Genomic DNA, 22,252 nt, shown 5'->3' on the forward strand with positions numbered 1-22,252 from the left:
GCCGCTCAGGTCGTGACGGCCCGTCCGGTGCTCGGCCGCGCCGCGGGCACGTCGTACTCCGCGAGGTGCACGGCCGCGAGGTGCGCCGCCTGGGCGCGGATCTCCGGGACGGCCGTGGTCTCGTAACGCAGGCCGCGCAGCGTGGGGCCGAGCGTGAACAGGCCGGGACGGGGCTCGCCCTCCGGCCCGAGGAGGCAGCCGCAGCCGTCCGCGGAAAGGCCGAGGCCCAAGGGGTCGGCGGCGATGGTGCCCGCGTCGATGAGGTCGCGCAGCAGCGGGTCGGTGCGGGGGTCGGCGGCGGGCCCCGTGCTGTTGACGACCCAGCCGACCTCGAACTCCCGGCGGAGCCCGTCGGTGGCGACCGCGACCGCGAGGCTGTCCCGGCCCGCCGTGACGTCGTCGAGGAAGCCCTTGACGACGCGCAGCCTGCCGGTGGAGCGCAGATCGTCGATCCGGGCGACGGACACGGGCGGGATGCGGTGGCGGCGGACCTCCCAGCCGCGCGCGAAGAACGTGAGGAACCGCTGCTTCTCGGGCAGGCTCAGCCGCCCCCACATCTCCGGGACGTGCGGGCGCAGCCCGTCGACGACCCCGCGCCACTCGCCGTCGTTGCGCTCGACCGACTCGTGGTAGATCCGGTGCAGGTCGGCGACGGTGACGTCCCCGGCGGGCGGGCTGAACGGCACCGCGGGCGGGGCCGGACATCGGTGCGGGCGAGGCAGCAGCCCGTGCCTGGACACCGCGTAGACGACCCGGTCGGGGTGCCGCGACGTCAGGGTCATGGCGAGGTCGACCATGGTGAGGCCGGTCCCGACGACGAGGACGTCGCCGGAGTCGTCGACCCGGTCGAGCGCGCCGGGCGCCCAAGGGTCGGCGATGTACCGGGGGTCGCCCTCGGGCTCCCACGGCCACGCGGTAGGCGCCCGGTTCCCTGTGGCGAGGACCACGGCGTCGGCGTCGAAAAGGTCGCCGTCATCGACGGCCACCTTCCAGCGGGAGCCTTCGGGGGAGACGGAGGTCACCGTGCCGGTGATCTCCGTGAGGCGGCCGGGGCGGAGCCGCCCCGCCTCGTCGAGGAGATCACGGAGATACCGCCCGTAGGTGCGGCGCGGCAGGAAGTCCGACCCCTCGACGGTGATCCCTTGGGCCCGCGCCCAGCGCAGAAGGTGATCGGGATCCTCGGCGAGCGCGCTCATCTTCGCCACGGGGGCGTTGAGGAGATGCGTGGGATCGGTGGTCGAGTAGGCCTGGCCCAGGCCGTGCCTTCCCTCCCGATCCACGATGACGACCCGGGGAGGCTCGGCCTCCCTTTCACCGAGGAGAAGGTGGATCGCGGTGAGCGCCGCGCTGGCACCCCCGCCGACTATGACCACGGCCGGAGCAGCCGTTCTCCCACGCACGCTCATGCCCAAAGACTAACCCATATTTCCCAGAGGATAGATAGACAATGCGTGACCGAAGATCCACTCGCGCCGTGGAAGAAGGCGTTCCACGCCTGTCTTGACCTTGGGATGAACACCTGGGGAAAGGTCCGTGCGGAGTGTTCTGCCGGGCCTGGGGGTGAGCCTAGCCTTGCCAATCCGACGATCAGGCGAGGAGCGGTCGTGACGGACATTCCCTGGGATCTCGTGCTCACGGTGGCCGGTATCGCGGTGCCCATCGCCGCGTTCCTCTGGGAGTTCGTCGTCGTCGGCGAGAAGCGCCTCGGCTACCGAGTCCAGATGGACACCGTCGCCACCGAGGTGCTGCCCGGCCAGCACGCGGGCGTCCTGGAGCGGCTGAGCGACGTCGACGGCGACAGCCTGACCGACCCGTCCTTCGTGCTGCTGCGCATCGAGAACGACGGAACCTCGCACATCGACTCGGCCGACTACGCGGCGCCCGAACACGACCCCGTCGGGCTCGGCTTCACCTTTCCCGGCCGCCGCGTCGCCGGGATGCTCGTCACCGAGCTGAGCGACGAGAACCTGCGCCGCTTCTTCCGGACGGGCCTGTCCGCCGAAGGCGGCACCCTCGAACTGCCGCGCGTCCCGCTGAACCGGACGGACCACTACAAGGTCCTCGTCGTTCTCGAACGGGACGGGACCGGCGCCCAGGCGCTGCCGCCCGTCGTCGTCGGCGGCATCAAGGGCGGCGCCGTCCGCAGGTTCACCGGGCGGCTGGCGAACCGGATGACCGACGGGGTCCTGCACCGGGTCATCGGACGGACCCGCCAGGGCGTCGTGGAGGAGACGATCAGCCACACCGGCGTCCCGAGGCGCGTCATCGCCCTCGTGACCTTCCTCGTCCTGATCGTCGCGGGCCAGTTCGCGCTCGGCTCCACCACCGACGCGGCGCCCCTCGACTGCGCCTCCGGCACGGTCGAACTCTTCGGCTCGACCGCTTTCCGGCCCGTCCTCGAAGAGGCCGCCGCCACGTACGGGGACCTGTGCCCCGACGCGCACTTCGCGATCAAGGCCGAGGGCAGCGCCGCGGGCCTGGAGAGCCTGCGCGGCCCGGACCAGATCGCCTTCTCCGACGGCAGGAAGGACGGGGCCTACCCGAACGCGGTGCAGAGGCCCGTCGCGTTCATGCTGTTCACCCTCGTCGGCAATCCCGGCCTGGACATCGAGGACCTCGGGGTCACCGAGCTCAAGGAGATCTACAACGGCGACCACACCGACTGGCAGGAGGCCCGTCTGCGCGACGAGCCCTTGCCGATCCGGCTCGTCGACAGGGTGACCGGCTCCGGAACCCGCACCGCGTTCGAGAAGCGGGTGCTCGGGAGGGCCGGGCTGCTTCCCGGCGACAACTCCAGGGACTGCCTCAAGGTCGACGGCGGAGGCGAAGGCGTGGTCCGCTGCCGCAAGACCTCCACCAAGGACCTCCTCGACGCCGTCGGCAGCACGCCGGGCGCCCTCGGCTACGCCGAACTCGGCCTCGCCGAAGCCCGAGGCGACGCCGTCAAGCTCATCACCATCGACAACGAGTCCCCCACCCTGGAGGCCGCGGAAGCGGGCATCTACCCCTTCTGGGAAACCGAGTACGCCTACACCTTCAAACACCCCGCCGCCTCTTCCCTCGCCGCGGGCTTCCTCCGCTTCCTCACCATGGAACGCGGCCTCGACATCATCCGCGCCCACGCCCACCACCCCTGCGCCGACCTCGACTCCCCAGCCGGCTGCCGACCCACCTGACACCGACCGGTCGCGTTTCTCGCCCCCGAGCCGCTGATGATCCGGCCCTGGTGTCGGCCGGATGACGTGAGCGGGGCCGCCGACGGGCGGCGGCCCCGTTTCCGCTCAGCGCGTCAGGTTCCAGAGGCGGAGGGTGTTGTCGCGGGAGCCGCTGAGGGCGAGGGGGACGCCGGTGCGGTCGGTGAAGGCGACGGTCCAGATGCGGTCGGTGTGGCCGGTGAAGGGGGCGCCGATCTCGGCGCGGGAGGTGGCGTCCCAGACGCGGAGGACCTGGTCCTCGCCTCCGGAGATGATCACCGGGGTGCCGCCCGTGGTGCCCGCGGCCACGGACCGGACGGGGCCTTCGCCGCCGCGGATCGGGGTGCCGTCCTCCAGTCCGGAGGCGAGGTCCCAGAAGCGGATCGTGCCGTCGTCGCCGCCGGTGACGGCCATGGGGCGGCCGCCGATCCTGGTGACGGCGAGGGTGAGGACCGGACCGGTGTGGCCGGTGAGCACCGCGCGCTGGGTGCGGGTCTGAAGGTCCCAGATCCGGACGGTGCCGTCTTCGCCGGCCGAGACGGCGAGGGGGACGCCGTCGAGTTCGGTGAGGGCGACCGCCCAGATCGTCCCGGTGTGGCCGGGCAGTTGGGCGGTCTCGGTCCGGTCGTCGAGGTTCCAGACGCGCAAGACCGCGTCCGCGCCCCCGCTCACGGCTACGGCCCGCCTGGCGACGTCGCCGACGGCCACCGCCTTCACGTCACCGTTATGTCCGGTGAAGGAGCCGATCTCGGAGCCGTCGGAGGGATCCCAGATCCTTACGGTGTCGTCGTCGGAGGCGCTCACGACGACGGGGGAACTCTGGAGGGAGCCGAACGCGACACCGCGCACCCAGCCGGTGTGGCCTTGCAGCACCAGGCCCGCCGCCGGCTCGTCGCCCAGCGACCACAGCCGGACGGTCTGGTCGTCCGATCCGGTCGCGGCCACGGGGGCGCCCCCGACCACGCCGACGGCCACCGCCCGGATGTCGTTGCCGTGGTCGAGGAGCGGCGCGCCCACGGGTGCGCCGAACGCGGGCGTGGGCGACCCGCCGGTTTCGGCGCGGTCGCCTTCGGGCCAGAGGGTGAACGTGGCGACGACCGCGGCCACGAGGCCGACCGCCACCGGCACGAGCCAGAGCGCGGGCCGGGAGCGGCGGGGCGGCGGGGAAGGCAGGGTGGCGGGCTCGGCGGGCCGCGTCGGCGGCTCGGGCGGCGCCGGGGGAGCCGCCGGAGCGGGCCGGTGCCCGGTGAACAGCCCGTACAGCTCGTCGGCCGTGGGACGGGTCCGCGGGTCCTTGTCCAGGCAGCGCAGCACGGCGCCGAGCAGTGGCTCGGGCACCCCGGAGACGTCCGGCGGGGCGTGCAGGACCGCGTTCAGCAGCGCGGGCATCGTCTCGCCGGGGAACGGCCGGTGCCCGGTCGCGGCGAAGACCATCGTCCCGGCCCACGCGAACACGTCGGCGGCCTGCCCGACCGGCGTCTGGCCGAACTGCTCGGGCGCCATGTAGGCGGGCGTGCCGAGTGAGCCCGTCCGCGTCCCGGCCTGGTCGATGGCCAGGGCGATGCCGAAGTCGATGACGACCGGGCCCTCGGGGCCGAGGATGACGTTGGCGGGCTTGAAGTCCCGGTGGACGACCCCGGCCCGGTGGATCGCGGCGAGCGCGCTAAGGGTCGTCGCGGCGAGCCGCTGCAACGCGCTGCCGTTACGCGGCCCTTCCTGGTGGACGAGGACGTCGAGGGAAGGGCCGGGCACGTACTCGCTGACGATGAACGGCCTGCCCTCGTGCACGCCGGCGTCGAGCACCCTCGCGGTGGAGAACGGCGCCACCCTGCGCGCGATCTCCGCCTCGCGAAGGAAACGGCGCACGGCGTCCCCGGAGCCTCCCTCGTGCAGCACCTTCACCGCGACGAGGCCCCCGTCGCCCTCGCCGAGGTAGACCGCCCCCTGCCCTCCCCTCCCGAGCAGGCGGACGAGACGGTAGCCGCCGATCTCCGACACCGCGGCCCCCTCTCCGAGACGACCCCGACCCTAGGGCCGTCCGGACCCTCCCGACCAGCGGCTCATCCGCTGTTCATCCGCTCTTGTCCGGTACGTCGTCCGGCGTCCATCCAGGCGGCGCTGCCCGTCCGGCCTTGCGGGCGGGAAGGCCTCAGAAAGTTGACCAGGGTCGGGATTAGGGTGGGGGCATGCAGCCGGACGCGCCGACCCCGCCCGCCGACCCGCCCGCCGACCCGCCCGCCGACCAGGGGAAGCGGAGGGCGAACCTCGCCCAGTCCAGGTCGCGGGAGAAGAAACGCGCGCTGCTGCAGGCCGCGATCGCGCTGTGGCGGACCAAGGGCTTCGCCGACACGACGGTCGCCGACATCTGCAAGGCGGCGGGCGTCTCCAAGGGGTCGTTCTTCTTCTACTTCCCGACCAAGGAGCACGCGCTCGCCGAGGCCGGGGTGCTGTCCAGCGGCGCGGCCCGGCGCAAGGCGAGGGAGCTGCTCGCCGGGGACCACGACCTGGCGCAGGTGATCACCGCGATGCTCGCCGTCCTGGAGCAGGCGATGCGCAGGAACCCTCCGGAACTGCTCGTCGAGGCGGTGCTGGAAGGGCACCGCGCCGAGCTCCGGTCGGGCGGGCCGCACCCGTCCGGGCTGCTCTTCTTCGAGGTCCTGGCCCGCGCCCAGGCCGACGGCAGGCTCCCCGCCCATGTCGACGTGCTCCACCTGGCCCGCGGCGCCCAGTCCCTCATGGAGACGGGCACCCGGCACTGGGCGAGCGGTGCGTACGGCGACCGCGGCTTCGCCGAGACCACCGGACGGGACATCGCGGCGCTCATCGCCGGGCACAGCGGTCTCGCGCCCTGAACGGCCCGCCGTCCGCTACCGGTCACCCGAGGGGTCTCCGCCCGAAATTGTTGACCGTGGTCAGAAAACTTCTTAGGCTCGCGGTCCCCCCGCCGTCCGAGGAGGACTCGTGGCACGCACCCCCGACCGCCCGATCCGCGTCGTCCAGTGGACGACCGGGAACGTCGCCCGGCAATCGCTCGCCGCCATCGCCGAACGCCCCGACCTGGAACTCGTCGGCGTCTTCGCGCACAGCAAGGAGAAGGCGGGCAAGGACGCCGGCGAACTCGCCGGGCTCGGCCGCCCCCTCGGCGTGCTCGCCACCGCCGACGTCGACGAGATCATCGCCCTCGCGCCCGACTGCGTCCTGCACTCGCCCCTCCACCCGGACGTCGACCAGCTCACCCGCCTTCTGCGCGCCGGGATCAACGTCCTCACCACCGCCTCGTTCCTCACCGGCCGCGCCTACGGCCCCGCCGTGCGCGCCACCCTGGAGGAGGCGGCCTTGGCGGGCGGGGCGAGCCTGTTCGGCAGCGGCGTCAACCCCGGCTGGGCCGACCAGCTCGCCGCCGTCGCCTCCGGGATCTGCCGCAGCGTCGACCACGTCGAGATCTTCGAGTCGTTCAACATCGGGCCGTGGGCGGCCGACGCCAACCAGGACGGACTCGGCTGGGGCCGTCCGGCCGGCGACCCGGGCCACACCGACGCCGTCCGGGAGGCGACCGCCCCCTTCGCCGACGCCGTCGAGGCCACCGCCGAACTCCTCGGCGCCGAACTCGACGACATCCGCTGCGAGGTCGCCTTCGCGCACGCCACCAAGGACCTCGACGTCCCGGGCCGCGACGTCGCCGCCGGAACCGTCGCGGGCCTGGACGTCCGATGGATCGGCTCGCGTGCCGGCGCCGACGTCGTCACCGCCCGCGTCCGCTGGACCGTCACCCCCGACCTCGACCCGTCCTGGGACATCGCCATGGCCTACCTCATCGAGGTGCGCGGCCACCCCCAGGTCAACCTCCAGGTAGAGGTGCTCCCGCAGGACATGTTCACCATGTCCCTGGAGGACATGCTCGCCATAGGCTCCGTGATCACCGCGATGCCCCTGGTCAACGCGATCCCCGCGGTCCTCGCCGCCCGCCCCGGCATCATCACCTACGCCGACCTCACCACCCAGTCCTCCCGCCACCTCCCCTGACCCCGCGCCCCGCCTTGCCCCGGCCTCCCCTGGACGTCCGGGCAGGGCGGTATCAGGGCACTGAGGCGGTCAGTTCCACCACTTGTTCTCCTGGGCGGTGAGCCAGCGCGGGTCGTCCGGGAGGGCGAGATGCCGGCGGGTGATGACGTCGAAGTGGAGCAGGGCGCCCGCGAGCGCGGGGAGGGGCAGGCGGTCGGTCGCGGTGAGCGAGGCCCGGTGGAGCTTCTGCCTGAGCTCGCGGAGGTGGTCGTTGACCCGGGAGGAGATGACGTCGCGGGCGGGGCTGGTGCGGTAGCCGCGCAGGAGGTGGTGCGCTCCGGTGAGCTCCAGGGCCAGTCGGCCCAGCTCCGGGGTGTCGGGGAGCGGGGTCGTGCGGGTGGGGTCGAGGAGCCAGGGGCGGCAGAGCAGGAACGCGACCATGAACTCCTTGGTCATGACGTCGAGGGTGATCGCGGTTCCGGTGGTGGGCAGGCCCTGATCGCGCCGGTGCGCGGCGGGCCGGCTCGCCGGATCGCCCAGGCGGACGGTGATGGCCAGACCGCGGCGCAGCATCGTTGAGGTGCCCACGCCGACCTCGCCACCGGTGATCATGACGCCGACGCCGTCTTCCGGGGCGGGGGGAAGCCGCATGCGGTCGGCTCCGACCTGCACGTAGAGCGCGCGCTTCGTACTGAGGTTGGCGATGAAGACGCCGCCCGCGGTGGCGGTGATGCGGCCCGCCGTGCGGGAGAGGGACGGGTCGCCGTCGAGGGGCAGGTCCACGGTCCACTCGCGGCCGAAGACAAGGTCCTCGCCGGGCGCCAGGGTGCGCTCGCCGCCCGTCGGCGGGATTACCACAACGGGGACCGCCGCGCGCTGGTGCGCAGTGTTCATCTCACCGCCTGAGAGATGGTCCGGCGCGGCGGGATGCCGCGCCCGCGCCCAAAGTACTCCCGTCCCGGAGCTTTCTCCCACCCCCGGATCAGGGGGGAGATCCGGACGCCGCGGGCCTTGCACGATGGCCGCGCCGAGAAGGAACGAACATCCGGATCCACCGAGTTCGGAGCGTTTCCGCGCATGGTTCGACCCCTTCGATGGCTACTCATGGTGATCATTCGGTGACGAAATGGGAGGCATCGTGCAGGTTTTCGGTGGAGGATGCGGATGCGAGCAGGACAGCGACTGCGGATGCCAGGACTGACCGTGCGCGGACCCGGCTCACAGGCGCGGGAGGAACGCCACGGGGTCGGTGGCGAGCGCCGGCCGCCAGCGGGCGAACACTCCGGGCCGCGGCGCCCGCAGTTCGACGCCGGAGCCGGTCAGCCAGCGGGCGGCGGTCCACGCCGCCCGCGCGGCCTGGTCCATGACCTCGTCGGGCGCCTCGGGGACGTGCGGCAGGAGCGGTCTGGCGGGCTCGGGGCACCGCAGCAGGAGGTCGTCGTGCCGGGATCTGCGGAGCAGCAGGTCCTCCACCGCGGCGTAGGCCGCGGTGTACCGGTCGAGCCAGACGTCCTCGGGAAAGTCACCGGGATCGTGGTTGCCCGCATTCCTGGCGACCCACCAGTGGAGGTTGGCGGTGGGCGGCCGCAGGTAGAGGATCGGCGCGGGCGTGCGCTCCAGCAGCTCCGCGGCGTACGAGTGCGTTCCGGCTCCGTCGTGGGTCAGCGCGTCCGGCCGGAGCAGGACCACGGTGTGCCAGGGCCTGCCGTCGGCGGCCCGGCGCGCGATGTGCTCGGCGACGCCGATCCAGGCCTGGGCACGCGTCTTCGGATAACGGCGGACCCGGCCGCCGGGCGTGATGTCGATGTCCGGCCGGACCAGGACGAACTGCCAGCCCAGCGCCTCGGCCAGCAGAGCCGCGGCCTGGCCGCCGCTCTCCCGCCCGCCGACCACGACGATCGTGCCGGGGGCATCGCCGCCGCCGAGCGGGTGCGGGTCGACCGGCCGCTGCTGCCCGACGATGGAGTCCTGCACGAGGAGATGGGCGGGCCAGGTCCCGGCGGCGGCCCGCCAGGTCCGGTGTGCGCGGTCCCCTTGCCAGCTGTACTCCTGCCCGTCGGAGAGCGCGGCGGCGGTGCGGGCGCGCAGCTCCCAGCGGACGGCCGCGTGCGCGTCGGCGACGCGCGGCGGATGGGGGAAGCCCGCGGCGAGGACGAGCCGTTCGAGATCGCGGGACGGCAGCGGGTCGGCCCTGTCGCGCAGCCCGAACTCCGCGACGGCGCTGGTGCCCGCACGGTACCGGTCGCCCGAGACGATCTGGGAGAGCCGGACCTCGAAGCGCTCCTGCCCGTCGGGGTCGGTCAGCAGCGCACGGGCCGCGGCGAAGGGCGCGGCGGGGACCGCGGCGGTGAACGCGGTCAGGTCCGGCACTTCGCTCAGCGCGCGCAGCGCCGAGGTCGCGTCGTGCGCCAGGTCGGTGAACGCGGTGTCGCGCAGTTCGCGCTGCGGCAGCCAGCCCAGCGCGCCGAACACCTCGGTGACGGACAGGCCGGCCGCGGTGGCGAGGTCGCGCATGAATTCGGGGGTGACCCCGCCGTGGTGGCTGAGCGTCTTCAGCGTGCCCGCTCTGCCGTGCGCGCCCGCCAGCCGCCGCGCGACCTCGGCCTTGGTGGTGATCCCGCGTCTGGCCAGCGCGTCGAGGCACAGGGTGATCGCCGCGCGCTCCCGTTCGCTCTGCCCCACATGACCTCCCGGTCCGTCCCCCGAGGTCCTGACGATTCGTCCCGAAAAACACTACAGATCGGCAGGCTCCGGGGCCCTCGGTTCCCTCAGGATGCGGCTGTCGTCCCCCGCGATGAAGGAGAACACATGCGTGTGCGCCCGGCGGTCCACCTCTTCCTCGCCGCGCTGCTCGTGCTGCCCGTCAAGGCCTGCGCGGCGGGAGCCGACGGCATCGGCCCGACCGGACTCGACGACGTCTGCGCCGCCTACGTCGACCTGGCCCGGGTCTATGACGGCCCTAATTCCATTCCCGGACGCGAGGTGTTCACCGCGCTCGCGGAATTGGGCGAGGTGGCCACCCGATATCCGGACGACCCCGATATCGGCGATGCGGGACCGAAAATCGCCGAGATGGCCGAGCGCGATTCCCTCGATCCGCTGGAACTCTCCTTCACCGTCGCGCCGATCATGATCGCGTGCAACGACAGGGCGGCCTGAACCCGCAATTTCGTGATCTTCGGACAAGAGCATTGACCACTCAGAATCAGGAGAAGAGAAAATGGCGATCACCGTGGCGGCCCGGGCGAGCCTCGCCCTCAACGCGTCGACGAACGTCGACCCGCAGGAAGTGCTGAAGCTCGTCAAGAAGGCGTCGGGCAAGGTCAAGGGAGGGGGCGCGAGCCTGCTCACCACGGGTCTGCAGAACCTCGGCGCCGAGGTGCACGTCGAGCGCGAGGCGCGGGGCCGGCTGGAGATCTCGATCAACAGCGGCAGGCGGATCTTCGAGCTCTGCACCTTCAGCGCGACCGCGTCGGCGACGGCGTCGGACGGGGGCACCGTGACCAGGCTCCGGGTCGGGGGCCTGGAGACCTACAAGACCACCCAGACCAAGACGCTGTTCATCCCGACCGGCCCGAAGATGATCGCGGGCATGGCCCCCTACAAGCGTTTCCTGGAGGCCATCGCGGCGGACCTGCGCGCCGTGGACCCGCTCGCCCGCATCGCCATCGCGCAGCGGGACGCGTAGTGAGCGAATTCATCGGCACCGCCATCGGAATCGGAATTCTGTGCCTCGTCGTCCTCGGTGCGCTCTCCCAGTTCTCCGTCCTGTTCGACCGGAAGTACTCGCGCAAGCGGCGGTCTGACGACTGAGCCGTTCCGCGTAACAATTCGAACAGTCCTTATCGGTGCCGCCGTGATCAATTTCCGGATCCGGCATCATGTGCCGGATCCGGGTCAGGGGGTGTGATGAGGGCGGAGCGCAGCGCGTGGTTCGCGTCCGGCATGGAGATAGCCGGTCGCTACCGACTCGTCGGGCAGCTCGGCGCCGGCGGATTCGGCGAGGTCTGGGAGGCGTACGACGGCCTCAACGCGTGCCGGGCCGCCGTCAAGTTCCTCTTCCCGCACGTCGCCGCGAGCGACCCGATCTGGCTCGGGAAGTTCCACCAGGAGGCCAAGATCGGCGCGGGGCTGCGGCATCCGGGCATCACCCGGGTGCTGGACTTCGGGGAGTGCGTCGTCGAGCGGCCGGGGGAGATCCAGGCACGCTGGCAGTGGTATCTCGTCATGGAGTTCCTCGACGGCAGGAACCTCGCGGAGGAGGTGTTCCTGCACGGCGGGTTTCAGGTTCCGCGGCTGGCAGAGGTGGGCGCGCGCGTCGCGGACGCGCTCGCCGCCGCCCACCACGGGGGCGTGGTGCACCGGGACCTGAAGCCCGCCAACATCATGCTGCTCGACGGCGACCGGCCGAAGATCTGCGATTTCGGCATCGCCCATCTGGTCCAGCAGGTCGCCCTGCACCCCACGATCGGCAAGAGGGTGATAGGAAGCCGGCCGTTCATGGCACCCGAGCAGTGGCGCGGCGAGGCGATCGACGCCCGCGCCGACCTGTACGCGCTCGGCGGCATCCTCTACCAGCTCGCCGTCGGGGAGCCGCCGTTCCGGGCGGACGTCAGCGAGGGGTACGCCGACCAGCACCTGAACCGCGAACCCGTGCCGCCCGGCGTCCGGCGCCCCGACCTTCCCCCGGCGCTCGACCGCCTCATCCTCGACCTGCTCACCAAGGACCGCGACGAACGCGCCGCCCGTGTGCCGGATGCCGAGAGGGCCGCCGAGCGGCTGCGGGCCTGGGACCGTGTGCCGGACCGCGGCCCTCGGCGCAGGTTCGCGTCCCGCTCGCCGAAGCCCGCGGCGCAGCCCCTTCCCCGCGTGCCGAAGCCCGCGGCGCGGCTTCCCCGGGTGCGCTTCCGGGGGCGCGGGCTCGTCCTCGCCGCGGCGGGCGCGACGGCGGTGACGGCCGTAGCGGTCACCGTCCTGCTGACGGCCGCCGACGCGGCCCCGGACGACGCCCGTCTCACGCTGTCCCATGCCCTCGCGAAGGCCGCAGGCGAGACACTGGCCTCCGACCCCGCCACCGCGGCCCGCCTTGCCGCCACGGCCTGGCAGGTCTCGCCCGGCACCGAGGCACGTGCCGCGCTACTCGCCTCCTACAACGCCCCCGACCAGGGGGATCTCTCCGGCGAGGTGGGTGAGGCGGGCGAACCGCTCGAGATCCGTGAACCCGTCATCAGCCGGGACGGTTCCCTCCTCGCCACCGCGACGGGGCCGACCGTCCGGCTCTGGAACATGGACACCCGGAGCGAACTCCTCCCCTCGCTCACCGGGCACACCGCCGACGTCACCGGAGTGGCGCTGAGCCCCGACGGCCGGCTCGCGGCCACGGCGGGAGGCGACGGCACGGTCAGGCTGTGGAACGCCACGATTCGCGAGCAGTCGGGCGGCCGGCTCCGCTTCGCCGCCGATCAGGTCGCCTTCCCCGACGACGACACGCTCGCGGCGCTCGGCGGCGGGCGCGTCGCCTTCTGGGACGTCGCGAGCCGCCGTGCGGAGGGGACGCTCACGATCCCCGAATCCGGCTTCGCGCGGATGAGCCGGGACGGCTCGGTCCTCGCCGTGCTCATGGCCCCCGGCCTCCTGTTCGCCGGCGACCGGGTGTTCGGTACCGAGGTGGCCCTCTGGGATCTGCGCACACGCAAGCCGCTCGGCCGGGTCGACGCGCCCGACGGCGTCCTGCTCTCCCCGACCTTCACCGCGGACGGCGGCGCGCTGATCGGCCGTGACGAGAGGTCCCGGATCGTCCTCTGGCGGATCCGCGACCGCGGCCTCACGAGGACCGAGATCCGTGCCGCCGACCGCATGGCGGTCGGTCCCGACGGCACGCCGATCGTGACGATGCCCGATGCCGCGATCCATCTGATGGATCCGGACTCCGGCGAGGTCACCGCGGAATTCCCGGATCCGGACGGGTCACTCTCCCAGGACGCCGCCTTCACCCAGGACGGCACCTTCATGATCACTTCGGGCGTCGGCCCGCCCACCGTCTGGCGTCTCAAGCCCGACCCCTCGCCCCCGTCCGACAGCGCCCTCGTGGCCTTCGCCTGCACGGTCGGCGGCGCCATGACGCCCGACGACTGGGCCGGTTTCGCGCCGGACGCCGACCGCACCCTGGGAGCCGACGCGTGCGCCTGACCCTTCTCCAGCGCAGGATCGTCGCGAGCGCGGCGGCGCTCGGCGCCTGCCTCACCCTGACCGCGTTCAGTCTGCGGACCGAACGGGTCGGCCTCGAGTTCGCCACCGGGACCGCATGGCTCCGCAGCCGTGCCATCGGCAAGATCATGCTCGCGGACGGAATGTCGGGCGAGGTCTCCGGCTCCGTCCCCCTGGACGGTCTGCTCAGCCCGGAGATGTTCCAGGCCGCCGACCCACTGCTGGTCTGGCAGGACACGACACCCGAACTGCGCCGCGTCGACGCCCGGCGGATGACCGGAGAGACCGCGGCGACGCTCCCCGCGCCGCCCGCCCGCCTGGTCGGCACGACGGACGGCGCCTACGCCTTCCGTGAAGGCGGATCCCCCTCTTTCGTGCCGCGGGAGGAGCCGACCGAGGCCCGGGAGGTCGACGGCTTCACCGGCCCCGCCGACGACGCGGTCGTCGATGACTGGGGCGTCCTGTGGGCGCTCTCCCTGGACGAGGGACGCGCGGTGCCCTTCCACGCCGGGACGGCCGAGGAACCGGTGCGCGTCGGCGCCGTGCGGGGAACCGTCGACCTGATCGTGCACGACGGGGAGGCCGCCCTGTTCGTCCCGGCCTCGGGGGAGATCCGCGGCCTGCGCGACGGGACCGTCACCCGGCTGCCCGCGACGGGCGCCGGTCTGCTCCCCGTCGAGAACACCTCGGGCACCCGGGTTCCGGTGCTCCAGCCGCCGCGCACCCTGCTCGTGCCGGGGAAGGCAGGGCCGGGCGTCAGGCGGGTGGAGCTGGGCGGCGCCGGCACCGTGGCCGCCCGGGCGTTCCAGCTCGGCTCCGCCGTGTACGTGCCCGACCTCCCCGCCGGACGGCTCCTCGTCTACGACCTCGTGACCGGCGCGGAGGAGGACCCCATCCAGATCGACGACCGGACCATCGCGTCGGCGGGCTTCGAGATGTTCGGCAAGGACGGCATGCTCTGGGTCAACGAGATCGACGGCCCCAACGCCCTGGTGATCCGCGAGAACGGACACCGGCTCATCCGCAAATACGACGAGAAGGCGGAGAAGCCGCCTTTCCCGGGGACCGCCTCCCTGGAGGCGAACGCGCCCACCTCACGCCCGTCCGCGCCGCCGGCCCAGCTCGACCCGAGCGCCGCGCCCTCGACCGGCCCGCCTTCTCCCAACAGCTCGCCGACCCCTCCGCAGACCTCCGAGCCCGGGCCGTCGGGCCCCGTCGAGGAGGCCCCGACCGAGGAGCCGGAGCCCGTCCCGACCGGAGTCGCGGACGGACCGCCGACCTCGCTGGACGGCCCGGAGGGATCGGCCGGCCTGCTCTACAGCCCGGACGGGCGGGCCCTCGCCGTCTCCGGCGGGCACGAGGTGATGGTGTACGAGATGCCCGCGAAAAGGCTGCGCGGAAGGCTCCGGGGCGTTGGCGGGGCGATGGCGTTCAGCCAGGACAGCCGTACCTTCGCGGCGGTCTCGGCCGACGACGGGAAATCGGTCCTCCTGTACGACGTCCAGACCCTGGAACGCACCGGCCATCCGCCCCTGGAGGGCGCTTGGATGTTCGCGGAGGTCCCTTACCCGATCACCTTCGACCTGCTGAGCTTCGCCGACGAAGGGCGGACCCTCATCGGGGGAGGCGGTCCCTACGCCAACAGCCGTGACGCCCAGCGCGTCATCTCCTGGGATCTCGCCGAGCCCGGCGAGTACACGCGGCTCGGGATGCTCGGCCTCCTCGCGGTCAAGGAGCCGAGCCCGGACGGTACCCGGCTTCTCTGGACGGGATACGGAGAGGCCCGGGTGCTCTGGATCTCCGGTGACATCGGTGGTCTCCCCGAGGAAAAGTTCGAGGACGCGCACCGCGCCACCTGGACGGGCGACGGCGAGGCGGTCGTGACGCTGGGGGAGAAGATCACGGTCCGCTCCCTCGCCACCGGGGCGATGATCCGCTCGATCGACTACACGCCCCAGGAGATCAACCACGGAGACGGGGGGATCTACACCGCGATCGCGGCGAACAGGGACGGTTCGGTCGTGGCGCTCAGCGGGAAGGACGGCACGCTCACGTTCTGGGACACGGTGACCGGTCAGCGGCGCGGCGACCCACTCGACGACCTCGACGCCGGATCGTCGCTCAGATTCAGCCCGGATGACGAGACCGTCGCGGTCTCCGGCGGGGACGGGAACGTATGGATCGTGGAGGTGCCCGGCCGATGACGGGGAACGCGATGTACCGGACGGATGACGAGCTGACCGAGCGCGTCGAGCGGTTCAAGACGGGGTTCGAGCACGCGGTGCGGGGCATCGCGGAGGTCGTCCAGGGCAAGGAGGAGCAGATCAGGCTGGCGCTGACCGCGGTCTTCGCGGGCGGCCACCTGCTCATCGAAGACGCGCCCGGCGTAGGCAAGACGCTCCTCGCGCGCTCTCTGGCGCAGACCCTCGGCGGGGTGTTCCAACGTGTCCAGGGCACCCCCGACCTCCTGCCGTCCGACGTGGTCGGCACCGAGATCATCGACCCGGAGACCGGACGGCTCAGGTTCCGTCCCGGTCCCGTCTTCGCCAACGTCCTGCTCGCCGACGAACTGAACCGGGCGTCCCCGAAGACGCAGTCGGCCCTGCTGGAGGTGATGGAGGAAAGGCAGGTCACGGTGGGCACCGCCACGCACGAGGTGCCGAGCCCGTTCCTCGTCATCGCCACGCAGAACCCCGCGGACTTCGAGAGCACCTACACGCTCCCCGACGCCCAGCTCGACCGGTTCATGATCCGGCTGTCGCTGCGCTACCCCGATCCGGAGGCCGAGATCGCGATGCTGCGGGGGCACCGGGACCTGCGCGGCCCCGGCAAAGTGGCCCGCGCGATCCCCGAGGCGGAGATCAGGGACTACCAGGAGACCTGCCGCAGGGTGCACCTCAGCGACTTCGCCTACACCTACATCGTCGAGCTGACCGGCCGCACCCGCACGATGGAGGAGCTGGAGCGGGGCGCGAGCCCGCGGGCGGGCATCGCGCTGATGCGGGCCGCCCAGGTGCGCGCCGCGTCCGAGGGGCGGGCGGGCGTGACCCCCGACGACGTTCAGGATCTCGCCCCCGCGGTGCTCGGGCACCGGCTCGTCATCAAACCGGACTTCGCCCACGGCTCGTTCACCGCGGCCGACGCCGTCGCCAAGGCGGTCCGCGCGGCGCCCACCGCGAGTTCGTCCGGCTGGTGGAGCGCGTGACGCAGAGCGGCCGGTTCGTCGTAGGGGTGGGGGCCGCCTTCACCGTCGCAGGCATCGCGCTGTCCTATCGGGAGTTCCTGCTGGTGGGCGGGTGCCTGCTGCTGCTCGCCGGCGGCGCGGCGGCCGTCGTCCGGTGGCCGAGCGGCGCACGGGTGCGCACCGGGGCACGCGTCGTGCGGGTCACCCGGGGCGAGCCGATGGGGCTGCCGATGGAGGTGCACGGCACGCGCGACAGGCTGGGGCTGCTGCGCTCCCTCGCCGTCCGGGTCGGGGACGTCGAGGCCGACGTCGCGGAGCACGCCGACGGGACCGTGCTCGAGCTGGGACCGGGGACCGCCCGGCGCGGAGTCTTCGAACTCGTCCCCTCCATGGTGGTCCGGGAGCCGCTCGGGCTCGCCGAACGACTGCTCGGCTCACTCGACCGGGTGACCTTGATCGTCCATCCCGCGTCGGTGCCGATGCCGCCGCAGGCCGCCTCCTGGGCCGCCGACGGCCCGGACGGTCCCGCGGAGCGCGACCCCACCTCGTTCCACTCGCTGCGCGACTACGTCATCGGCGACAGTCTCCGGCACGTGCACTGGCCGACGAGCGCACGGGTCGGACGCCTCGTCGTCAGACAGCTCACCGACGCCGTCGAACGCTCCCTCACCGTCGTCCTGGACACCGACGCGCGCGCCTACGCCGACGCGGCCGAATTCGAGGCGTCGGTCGAGACCGCCGCCTCGCTCCTGCACGCGATGGCCGACCTGCCCGGCCGCAACACCGCGAGCCTCAGGGCGGGAGGCACGGTCCTGGTCGGCGAGCGCAGAGTCGAGGAGGTCCGCCCGTTCCTCGACGCGCTGGCCGCGGTCACCCCGGGGGCGATCCCGCTGCGCCGGGGCCGTCCGCCGCGCGGCGGACGGCTCGTCGTCGTCACCGGAGGGGTGGACCGCGGCCAGCACGACCTCCTGCGCCGCACGCGGGGCACCGCACGGATCTTCCGGATCACCCGTGCGCAACCGCCATCGATCCAGCGGCGCCCGCGTGTCTCGACGGTGACGGCGCCCGACGCCGCCGAGGCCGCGAGGCTGCTCCAGAGGTCTCGGTGAGACGCCTCCTCCACCCCCCGAGGTGGCTCGTGGAGGCCACCGTGGCAACAGGCGCCGTCCTCGCCGCGGGCCTCTGCTTCCACTCACTGTTCGGTGCGGGCGCTCTGTGGACACCCGCCACCGTCGTATGTGTCGGCACCGCCTTCGTCTGTGCGGCCGCACGGCGGCTTCCCTGGTGGGCGGCCTGGCCTGCGTCCGGGCTCCTCGTCGTCGCCGTCCTTTGGTGGGCCGGAGACCATCCGGGACGCTCGGCGATCGCCCTGTACCGGGGCTGGGGAGCGCTGCTCGACACCACGCTCCCGGTGCCCGCCACGGCGGCGAACCTCGCGGTGCCGCTCGCGGTGCTCTGGGCGGGAACCGCGGTGACCGTCCGGATGACGCTGCGGACACGAGGCCGTCCCACGCCGCTCATCCCCGCGTTCGCCGTCTTCGCGCTCGCGATGGCCTACTCATCGGCGGAACCCGGGGTCAACCGTGTCCCCGCGGTCTGCTTCACCGCCGCGGTGATCGCGTTCCTCTTCCTGCGGAGGCCCCGCCGCCGTCCGCGTGCGCGGCGGGCGCGGATCGCGACGGGGCTCGCGGTGTGCGCCGTGCTGTTCGTGGCCGTCGCCGCCGCGGGATTCCTCGGCGGCTCCCGGCCGCACGACCTGCGCGCCGGCAGGTCGGTCTCACTCGTCGTCCGCGACGAGGCGAACCCCCTCTCCCGGGTGTCGGAATGGCTCCTGCACGGCACCGAACTGTTCGACGTCGAGGGCACGGCCTCGGGCGAGCCGTTCCGCCTCGCGGTGTTCGACGCCCACGACGGACTGCGCTGGTCGACGTCGGCGTCATTCCTGCGGACCGGGTCGCGGATCCCCGCGCGGGCCGACGTGTCGGGCGAGCCCGTCGAACGCACGATCCGGCTCACCGGGCTGCGCGGCCGTTGGCTGCCGTCCGACGGATGGCCCGACCGGCTCTCCACGCCGGCCCTCGTCGATCCGGAGACCGGCGTGCTGGCCATGCCCGACCCCGTCAAGGAGGGCTTCACCTACCGGGTGTGGACTCGCCGGCTCGGCACACCCGGCGAAGCCGACAAGGCGGCGCTGCGCGAGCTCTCGCTGCGACCCGACCACGGGGTGGAGCTGCCCGCGCGGCTCGCCGACCTGGGAGAGGAGGCCGCTGCGAACGCGCCCAACCCCTACGACTTCGCCGAGCGCCTCGCCGAACTCCTCAGCGAGCGGTGCGTCTTCGACGACCACGCCCGCCCCGGGCACTCCCTCGGCAGGCTCGCGGCCTTCTGCGCCGGTGGTGAGGGCGGCGCCGGGACGTCCGAGCAGTTCGCGACCGCTTACGCGCTGATCGCGCGCGCCCAGGGGCTCCGGACCCGTCTCGTTCTCGGTTTCACGGTCCCGGAGAAGGCCGACGCCCTGGACGGCGATCACACGGTGAGGTCCGGCGACGTGCTGGTCTGGCCGGAGGTCGGGTTCCCGTCGGTCGGATGGGTCGCCTTCTCCCCGACCCCGGCCCGGGAAGGCTCCGGCGCGGGCACGACCGATGCCGCCCCGACGCCCGACACTTCCCCCTCCGACCATCAGGTGGACTCACCGAAGGGGAGCCCTTCTCCCACGGTTCTGCCCCTGCCGCCCGAACCGCCGGACATCGACCCGCCGGTCGTCGCGTGGACGTCCTCGCGGCTGTGGCTGCTGGTCCTCGGCGCGTTTCTGCTGCTCGCCTATCCCGTCACGGCAGCGGTCATGCCTTGGGCCGCGGTCTTCCGTGCCAGAAGAGCGGGACCCCCGCAAGCGCGCATCACCGGTGCCTGGCTCTACGCGATCCGTCCTCTTCCCAGGGATCCGGCACTCACGCCCACCCGGACGTTGGCCGTAGCCGAGTCGGCGCACTTGAACTCCGCCCCGCTCGCGCCCCTCGCCGCGCTCATGGACGCCTCCCTCTACCTCCGCTATACGCCGACTTCGTCCGACGCCGGAGCCGCGTGGTCGTCCGCCCTCGCCTTCCGCAGATCCACCTCCTGGTTCCGTCGGTTCCGGCCCAGGGAGCTCGCCTTCCACGTCCGGCTCGCCGTCCATCCCCTCCGCAGAGCCGGCGCGCTGCGTCATCGGGCGTCGGGCCGGGTCAGTGCAGGAAGACGATCTTTCCTCGGGCGTGCCGGGTCTCGCTGAGTTCGTGGGCCGTCGGGGCCTCGGTGAGGGGGAAGGTCGCCGCGACGGGGATGCGCAGGCGGCCCTCGGCGGCCAGGGTGACGGCGATGGGGAGGGCGTGGAGGGCGAGGGGGTCGGCGGAGCCGATGGTCTTGCCCGTCTCGTCGGCCGGGGCCCCGTGGGACATGTGGACGCCGAGCGCGGGTCCCGCCGGGTCGGCGATCGTTACGACCCGGGAGGGGTCGGCGGCGATGGCGACGAGGTCGGTAAGGGCGCCTCCGGCGCAGTCGAAGACCGCGTCCACTCCGTCGGGGGCCAGCTCGCGGACCCGGTCGGCGAGACCGGGTCCGTAGGTCGTGGGGAGCGCGCCCAGCGCGCGGAGGAAGTCGTGGTTGCGCTCGCTCGCCGTGCCGATCACGGTGGCGCCGCGCGCCGCCGCCATCTGGACGGCCACGGTGCCGACCCCGCCGGCCGCGCCCTGGACGAGGACGGTCCGGCCGGGCCCGGCCGCGAGCCGGTCGAGCACCCGGGTGGCCGTCTCCACGCTGCCCGCGGCGCCTCCCGCCTCCGCCCAGCTCCACGCGGCGGGCCTGGGCGCCCAGGCGGCGAGGACCGCGAAGTCCGCGTTGGCCCCGCGCGCGGCCGAGCTCGTCATGCCGAAGACCTCATCGCCGACCGAGACGCCGGTGACGCCGTCGCCGACCTCGTCCACCACGCCCGCGGCGTCGAAGCCGGTCAGGTACGGGAACACCGTGGGCACCACCGCGCGCAGCTCCCCGGAGCGGATGCGCACGTCCCCGGCGGAAAGCCCGGAAGCCCGGACGGCGACGCGGATCTCGCCCGGACCGGCGTGCGGCGCCGCGACCTCGGCGACGTGGACGACCTCGGCGGGGCCGTATGCGGCGAACTGAACTGCTCTCATACCGGCAGAACGTAACGGAGCACCCCGTCCGTTTACCTAAAGTGAGAGACATGCCGGCCCAAGTGGGAACGCAGCTCCGCTCAGACGCCCGCGACAACCGCGCGCGCATCCTCGCCGTCGCCCGCGCCGCCTTCGCCGTCGACGGCATCGAGGTGCCGATCCGGGAGATCGCGCGGCGCGCCGAGGTGGGCGTCGCGACCGTCTACCGGCACTTCCCGACCAAGGAGGCCCTGCTCGCCGAGGCGTTCGCCGAGCAGATGGCCTCCTGCGCGGCGATCGTCGCGGAGGGCGCGGCGGCCGACGACCCGTGGCACGGGTTCTGCCTGGTGATCGAGCGGCTCATGGCGGTGCACGCGCTCGACCGGGGCTTCGCCCGCGCGTTCACCGCGGGGCTGCCCGCCGAATTCGCGGCGGCGCACGACCGCACGCTCCACCTGCTGGCCGACCTGGTCCGGCGGGCGAAGGAGACGGGCTCGCTGCGGCGGGACTTCGTGCTGGAGGACGTCAGCCTGGCGCTGATGGCCAACGAGGGCATCCGGGCGGAGACACCCGGGATGCGGGCCGCGGCGTCGCGCCGCTTCGCCGCGCTGATGATCCGGTCGTTCCAGGCCGACCCCGTCCTCGCGCCGCTGCCCCCGGCCGTCCGGCTGCCGCTCAGGCGCTAGGGGTCTCGCCCGGGGCGAAGGTGCGGGCGATGCCGTCGAGGAGCCAGGAGAGGCCGCGTTCGAAGCGCTGCTCCGGGTCGGCGGGCTGGGTGGTGGCCTCGACAAGGGGAGCGAGCCGGGGAAAGTCGCCTTCGGCGACGAGCTGGCGCAGGTAGGGCATGGCCGCGGACTTGGCATCGGCGTGGGTGACGCCATAGCGGCGGAACATCTCGTCGTCCACGATCTCGCGCAGGGTGCAGCCGATCATGTAGGAATCGATGTGGTGGACGATCTGGACCGCCTTCTCCGGGGGCAGCCCGAGCTCGTCGAGCGCCTCCAGTGACTGCTCCAGGTGGCGCAACCGGTTCGGCCCGATCGTCGTGTACTGGTTGACCAGCTTCACCGCCCACGGGTGGCGCCGCATCATCGCGCGGGAGCGGCGGGCGATCAGGCTGATCGCCTCGCGCCAGTGCGGCGGCAGCTCGCCCGGCGGGACGAGGACCTCGCCGATGAGCTCGTCGACCATGAGCTCGAGGAGGTCCTCCTTCTTGTCGATGTGGCTGTAGAGGCTCATCGTGCGCGCTCCGAGATGGGTCGCGATCCGCCGGATCGACACCGCGGCCAGCCCCTCCGCGTCGCCGATCTCCATGGCCGCCCGGACGATGTCGGCGCGGCAGAGCTGACGGCGGTGGCGTGTCCGGCCGCGCGTCCACACGGGGCCCGCCTCCGCGCCGGGGCCGGGTGGGTCGACGTTGGAGCGCATGCCCCCATGATAAGTCTCGTACGCCGTATCGCTAAGCGCTACAGTGTATCGGTAGGGCCGGAACAGTGCTCAGCGCCCTGAACGAGCCC

At 73.0% G+C, this 22,252-nt stretch carries 18 protein-coding genes; 12 read left to right on the forward strand and 6 right to left on the reverse strand.

The genetic code is table 11. From position 1 onward, the window contains the following. Positions 1-5: 5 nt before the first annotated feature. Positions 6-1,406: an FAD/NAD(P)-binding protein gene (locus EDD29_RS42030; RefSeq protein WP_123669702.1), complete on the reverse strand. Its 1,401-nt coding sequence runs from the start codon at positions 1,404-1,406 to the stop codon at positions 6-8. Between the two features lie 198 nt (positions 1,407-1,604). Between EDD29_RS42030 and EDD29_RS42035 the strand changes: the two genes are divergently transcribed. Then, on the forward strand, positions 1,605-3,176 hold the full coding sequence (locus tag EDD29_RS42035) for a PstS family phosphate ABC transporter substrate-binding protein (RefSeq protein WP_123669703.1): 1,572 nt from the start codon (positions 1,605-1,607) through the stop codon (positions 3,174-3,176). A 105-nt stretch (positions 3,177-3,281) separates the two neighbouring features. Here EDD29_RS42035 and EDD29_RS42040 read toward each other — a convergent pair whose 3' ends face one another. Further along, on the reverse strand, positions 3,282-5,192 hold the full coding sequence (locus tag EDD29_RS42040; protein ID WP_123669704.1) for a serine/threonine-protein kinase: 1,911 nt from the start codon (positions 5,190-5,192) through the stop codon (positions 3,282-3,284). 188 nt (positions 5,193-5,380) lie between these two features. On the opposite strand from EDD29_RS42040, the gene EDD29_RS42045 reads away from it, so the two are divergent. Both EDD29_RS42045 and EDD29_RS46065 read left to right on the forward strand, forming a co-directional pair. Next, positions 5,381-6,046 carry a TetR/AcrR family transcriptional regulator gene (locus EDD29_RS42045; RefSeq protein WP_123669705.1) on the forward strand — a complete coding sequence of 222 codons (666 nt, stop codon included), beginning with the start codon at positions 5,381-5,383 and terminating at the stop codon, positions 6,044-6,046. Positions 6,047-6,155: 109 nt separating this feature from the next. Next, entirely contained in the window at positions 6,156-7,217 is a 1,062-nt protein-coding gene (locus EDD29_RS46065; protein WP_170201781.1) for an NAD(P)H-dependent amine dehydrogenase family protein, read from the forward strand. 69 nt (positions 7,218-7,286) lie between these two features. Here EDD29_RS46065 and EDD29_RS42055 read toward each other — a convergent pair whose 3' ends face one another. Further along, positions 7,287-8,090, reverse strand: coding sequence for an FHA domain-containing protein (locus EDD29_RS42055; RefSeq protein WP_148086278.1), 804 nt, complete (start codon positions 8,088-8,090; stop codon positions 7,287-7,289). A gap of 324 nt (positions 8,091-8,414) precedes the next feature. Beyond that, the gene (locus EDD29_RS42060) at positions 8,415-9,878 is read right to left on the reverse strand and encodes a hypothetical protein (protein ID WP_123669707.1); all 1,464 of its coding nucleotides are present in this window, start codon (positions 9,876-9,878) and stop codon (positions 8,415-8,417) included. Between the two features lie 126 nt (positions 9,879-10,004). On the opposite strand from EDD29_RS42060, the gene EDD29_RS42065 reads away from it, so the two are divergent. The 8 genes from EDD29_RS42065 (at position 10,005) to EDD29_RS42095 (ending at position 19,855) form a co-directional block, all read left to right on the forward strand. Beyond that, positions 10,005-10,355 carry a hypothetical protein gene (locus tag EDD29_RS42065; RefSeq protein WP_148086279.1) on the forward strand — a complete coding sequence of 117 codons (351 nt, stop codon included), beginning with the start codon at positions 10,005-10,007 and terminating at the stop codon, positions 10,353-10,355. 61 nt (positions 10,356-10,416) lie between these two features. Further along, positions 10,417-10,884: a hypothetical protein gene (locus EDD29_RS42070; RefSeq protein ID WP_123669709.1), complete on the forward strand. Its 468-nt coding sequence runs from the start codon at positions 10,417-10,419 to the stop codon at positions 10,882-10,884. After that, entirely contained in the window at positions 10,884-11,009 is a 126-nt protein-coding gene (locus EDD29_RS47950; RefSeq protein ID WP_281280992.1) for a hypothetical protein, read from the forward strand. The genes EDD29_RS42070 and EDD29_RS47950 overlap by 1 nt, the downstream gene beginning before the upstream one ends. Before the next feature lie 96 nt (positions 11,010-11,105). Next, positions 11,106-13,385 carry a WD40 repeat domain-containing serine/threonine protein kinase gene (locus EDD29_RS42075; RefSeq protein WP_123669710.1) on the forward strand — a complete coding sequence of 760 codons (2,280 nt, stop codon included), beginning with the start codon at positions 11,106-11,108 and terminating at the stop codon, positions 13,383-13,385. Further along, positions 13,376-15,607: a WD40 repeat domain-containing protein gene (locus EDD29_RS42080; protein ID WP_123669711.1), complete on the forward strand. Its 2,232-nt coding sequence runs from the start codon at positions 13,376-13,378 to the stop codon at positions 15,605-15,607. Before EDD29_RS42075 ends, EDD29_RS42080 begins: the two co-directional genes overlap by 10 nt. Further along, on the forward strand, positions 15,604-16,608 hold the full coding sequence (locus tag EDD29_RS42085; RefSeq protein WP_170201782.1) for an AAA family ATPase: 1,005 nt from the start codon (positions 15,604-15,606) through the stop codon (positions 16,606-16,608). Before EDD29_RS42080 ends, EDD29_RS42085 begins: the two co-directional genes overlap by 4 nt. Further along, positions 16,605-17,696, forward strand: coding sequence for a DUF58 domain-containing protein (locus EDD29_RS42090; protein ID WP_123669713.1), 1,092 nt, complete (start codon positions 16,605-16,607; stop codon positions 17,694-17,696). The genes EDD29_RS42085 and EDD29_RS42090 overlap by 4 nt, the downstream gene beginning before the upstream one ends. A 41-nt stretch (positions 17,697-17,737) precedes the next feature. Further along, a complete protein-coding gene (locus tag EDD29_RS42095; RefSeq protein WP_148086280.1) occupies positions 17,738-19,855 on the forward strand; it encodes a transglutaminase TgpA family protein in 2,118 nt (705 codons plus the stop codon). Here EDD29_RS42095 and EDD29_RS42100 read toward each other — a convergent pair. Beyond that, positions 19,809-20,756 (reverse strand): NADP-dependent oxidoreductase, encoded by a 948-nt coding sequence (locus EDD29_RS42100; RefSeq protein ID WP_123669715.1) that lies wholly within the window; start codon positions 20,754-20,756, stop codon positions 19,809-19,811. The genes EDD29_RS42095 and EDD29_RS42100 overlap by 47 nt on opposite strands. Positions 20,757-20,806: 50 nt before the next feature. On the opposite strand from EDD29_RS42100, the gene EDD29_RS42105 reads away from it, so the two are divergent. Next, complete coding sequence (locus tag EDD29_RS42105) at positions 20,807-21,421, forward strand: TetR/AcrR family transcriptional regulator (RefSeq protein ID WP_123669716.1); 615 nt, start codon at positions 20,807-20,809, stop codon at positions 21,419-21,421. On the opposite strand, the gene EDD29_RS42110 is transcribed toward EDD29_RS42105, so the two are convergent. Next, a complete protein-coding gene (locus EDD29_RS42110; RefSeq protein WP_123669717.1) occupies positions 21,411-22,163 on the reverse strand; it encodes a TetR/AcrR family transcriptional regulator in 753 nt (250 codons plus the stop codon). The genes EDD29_RS42105 and EDD29_RS42110 overlap by 11 nt on opposite strands. Positions 22,164-22,252 lie beyond the last annotated feature (89 nt).

This window comes from Actinocorallia herbida (assembly GCF_003751225.1).
In the GTDB taxonomy this organism is placed as follows: domain Bacteria; phylum Actinomycetota; class Actinomycetes; order Streptosporangiales; family Streptosporangiaceae; genus Actinocorallia; species Actinocorallia herbida.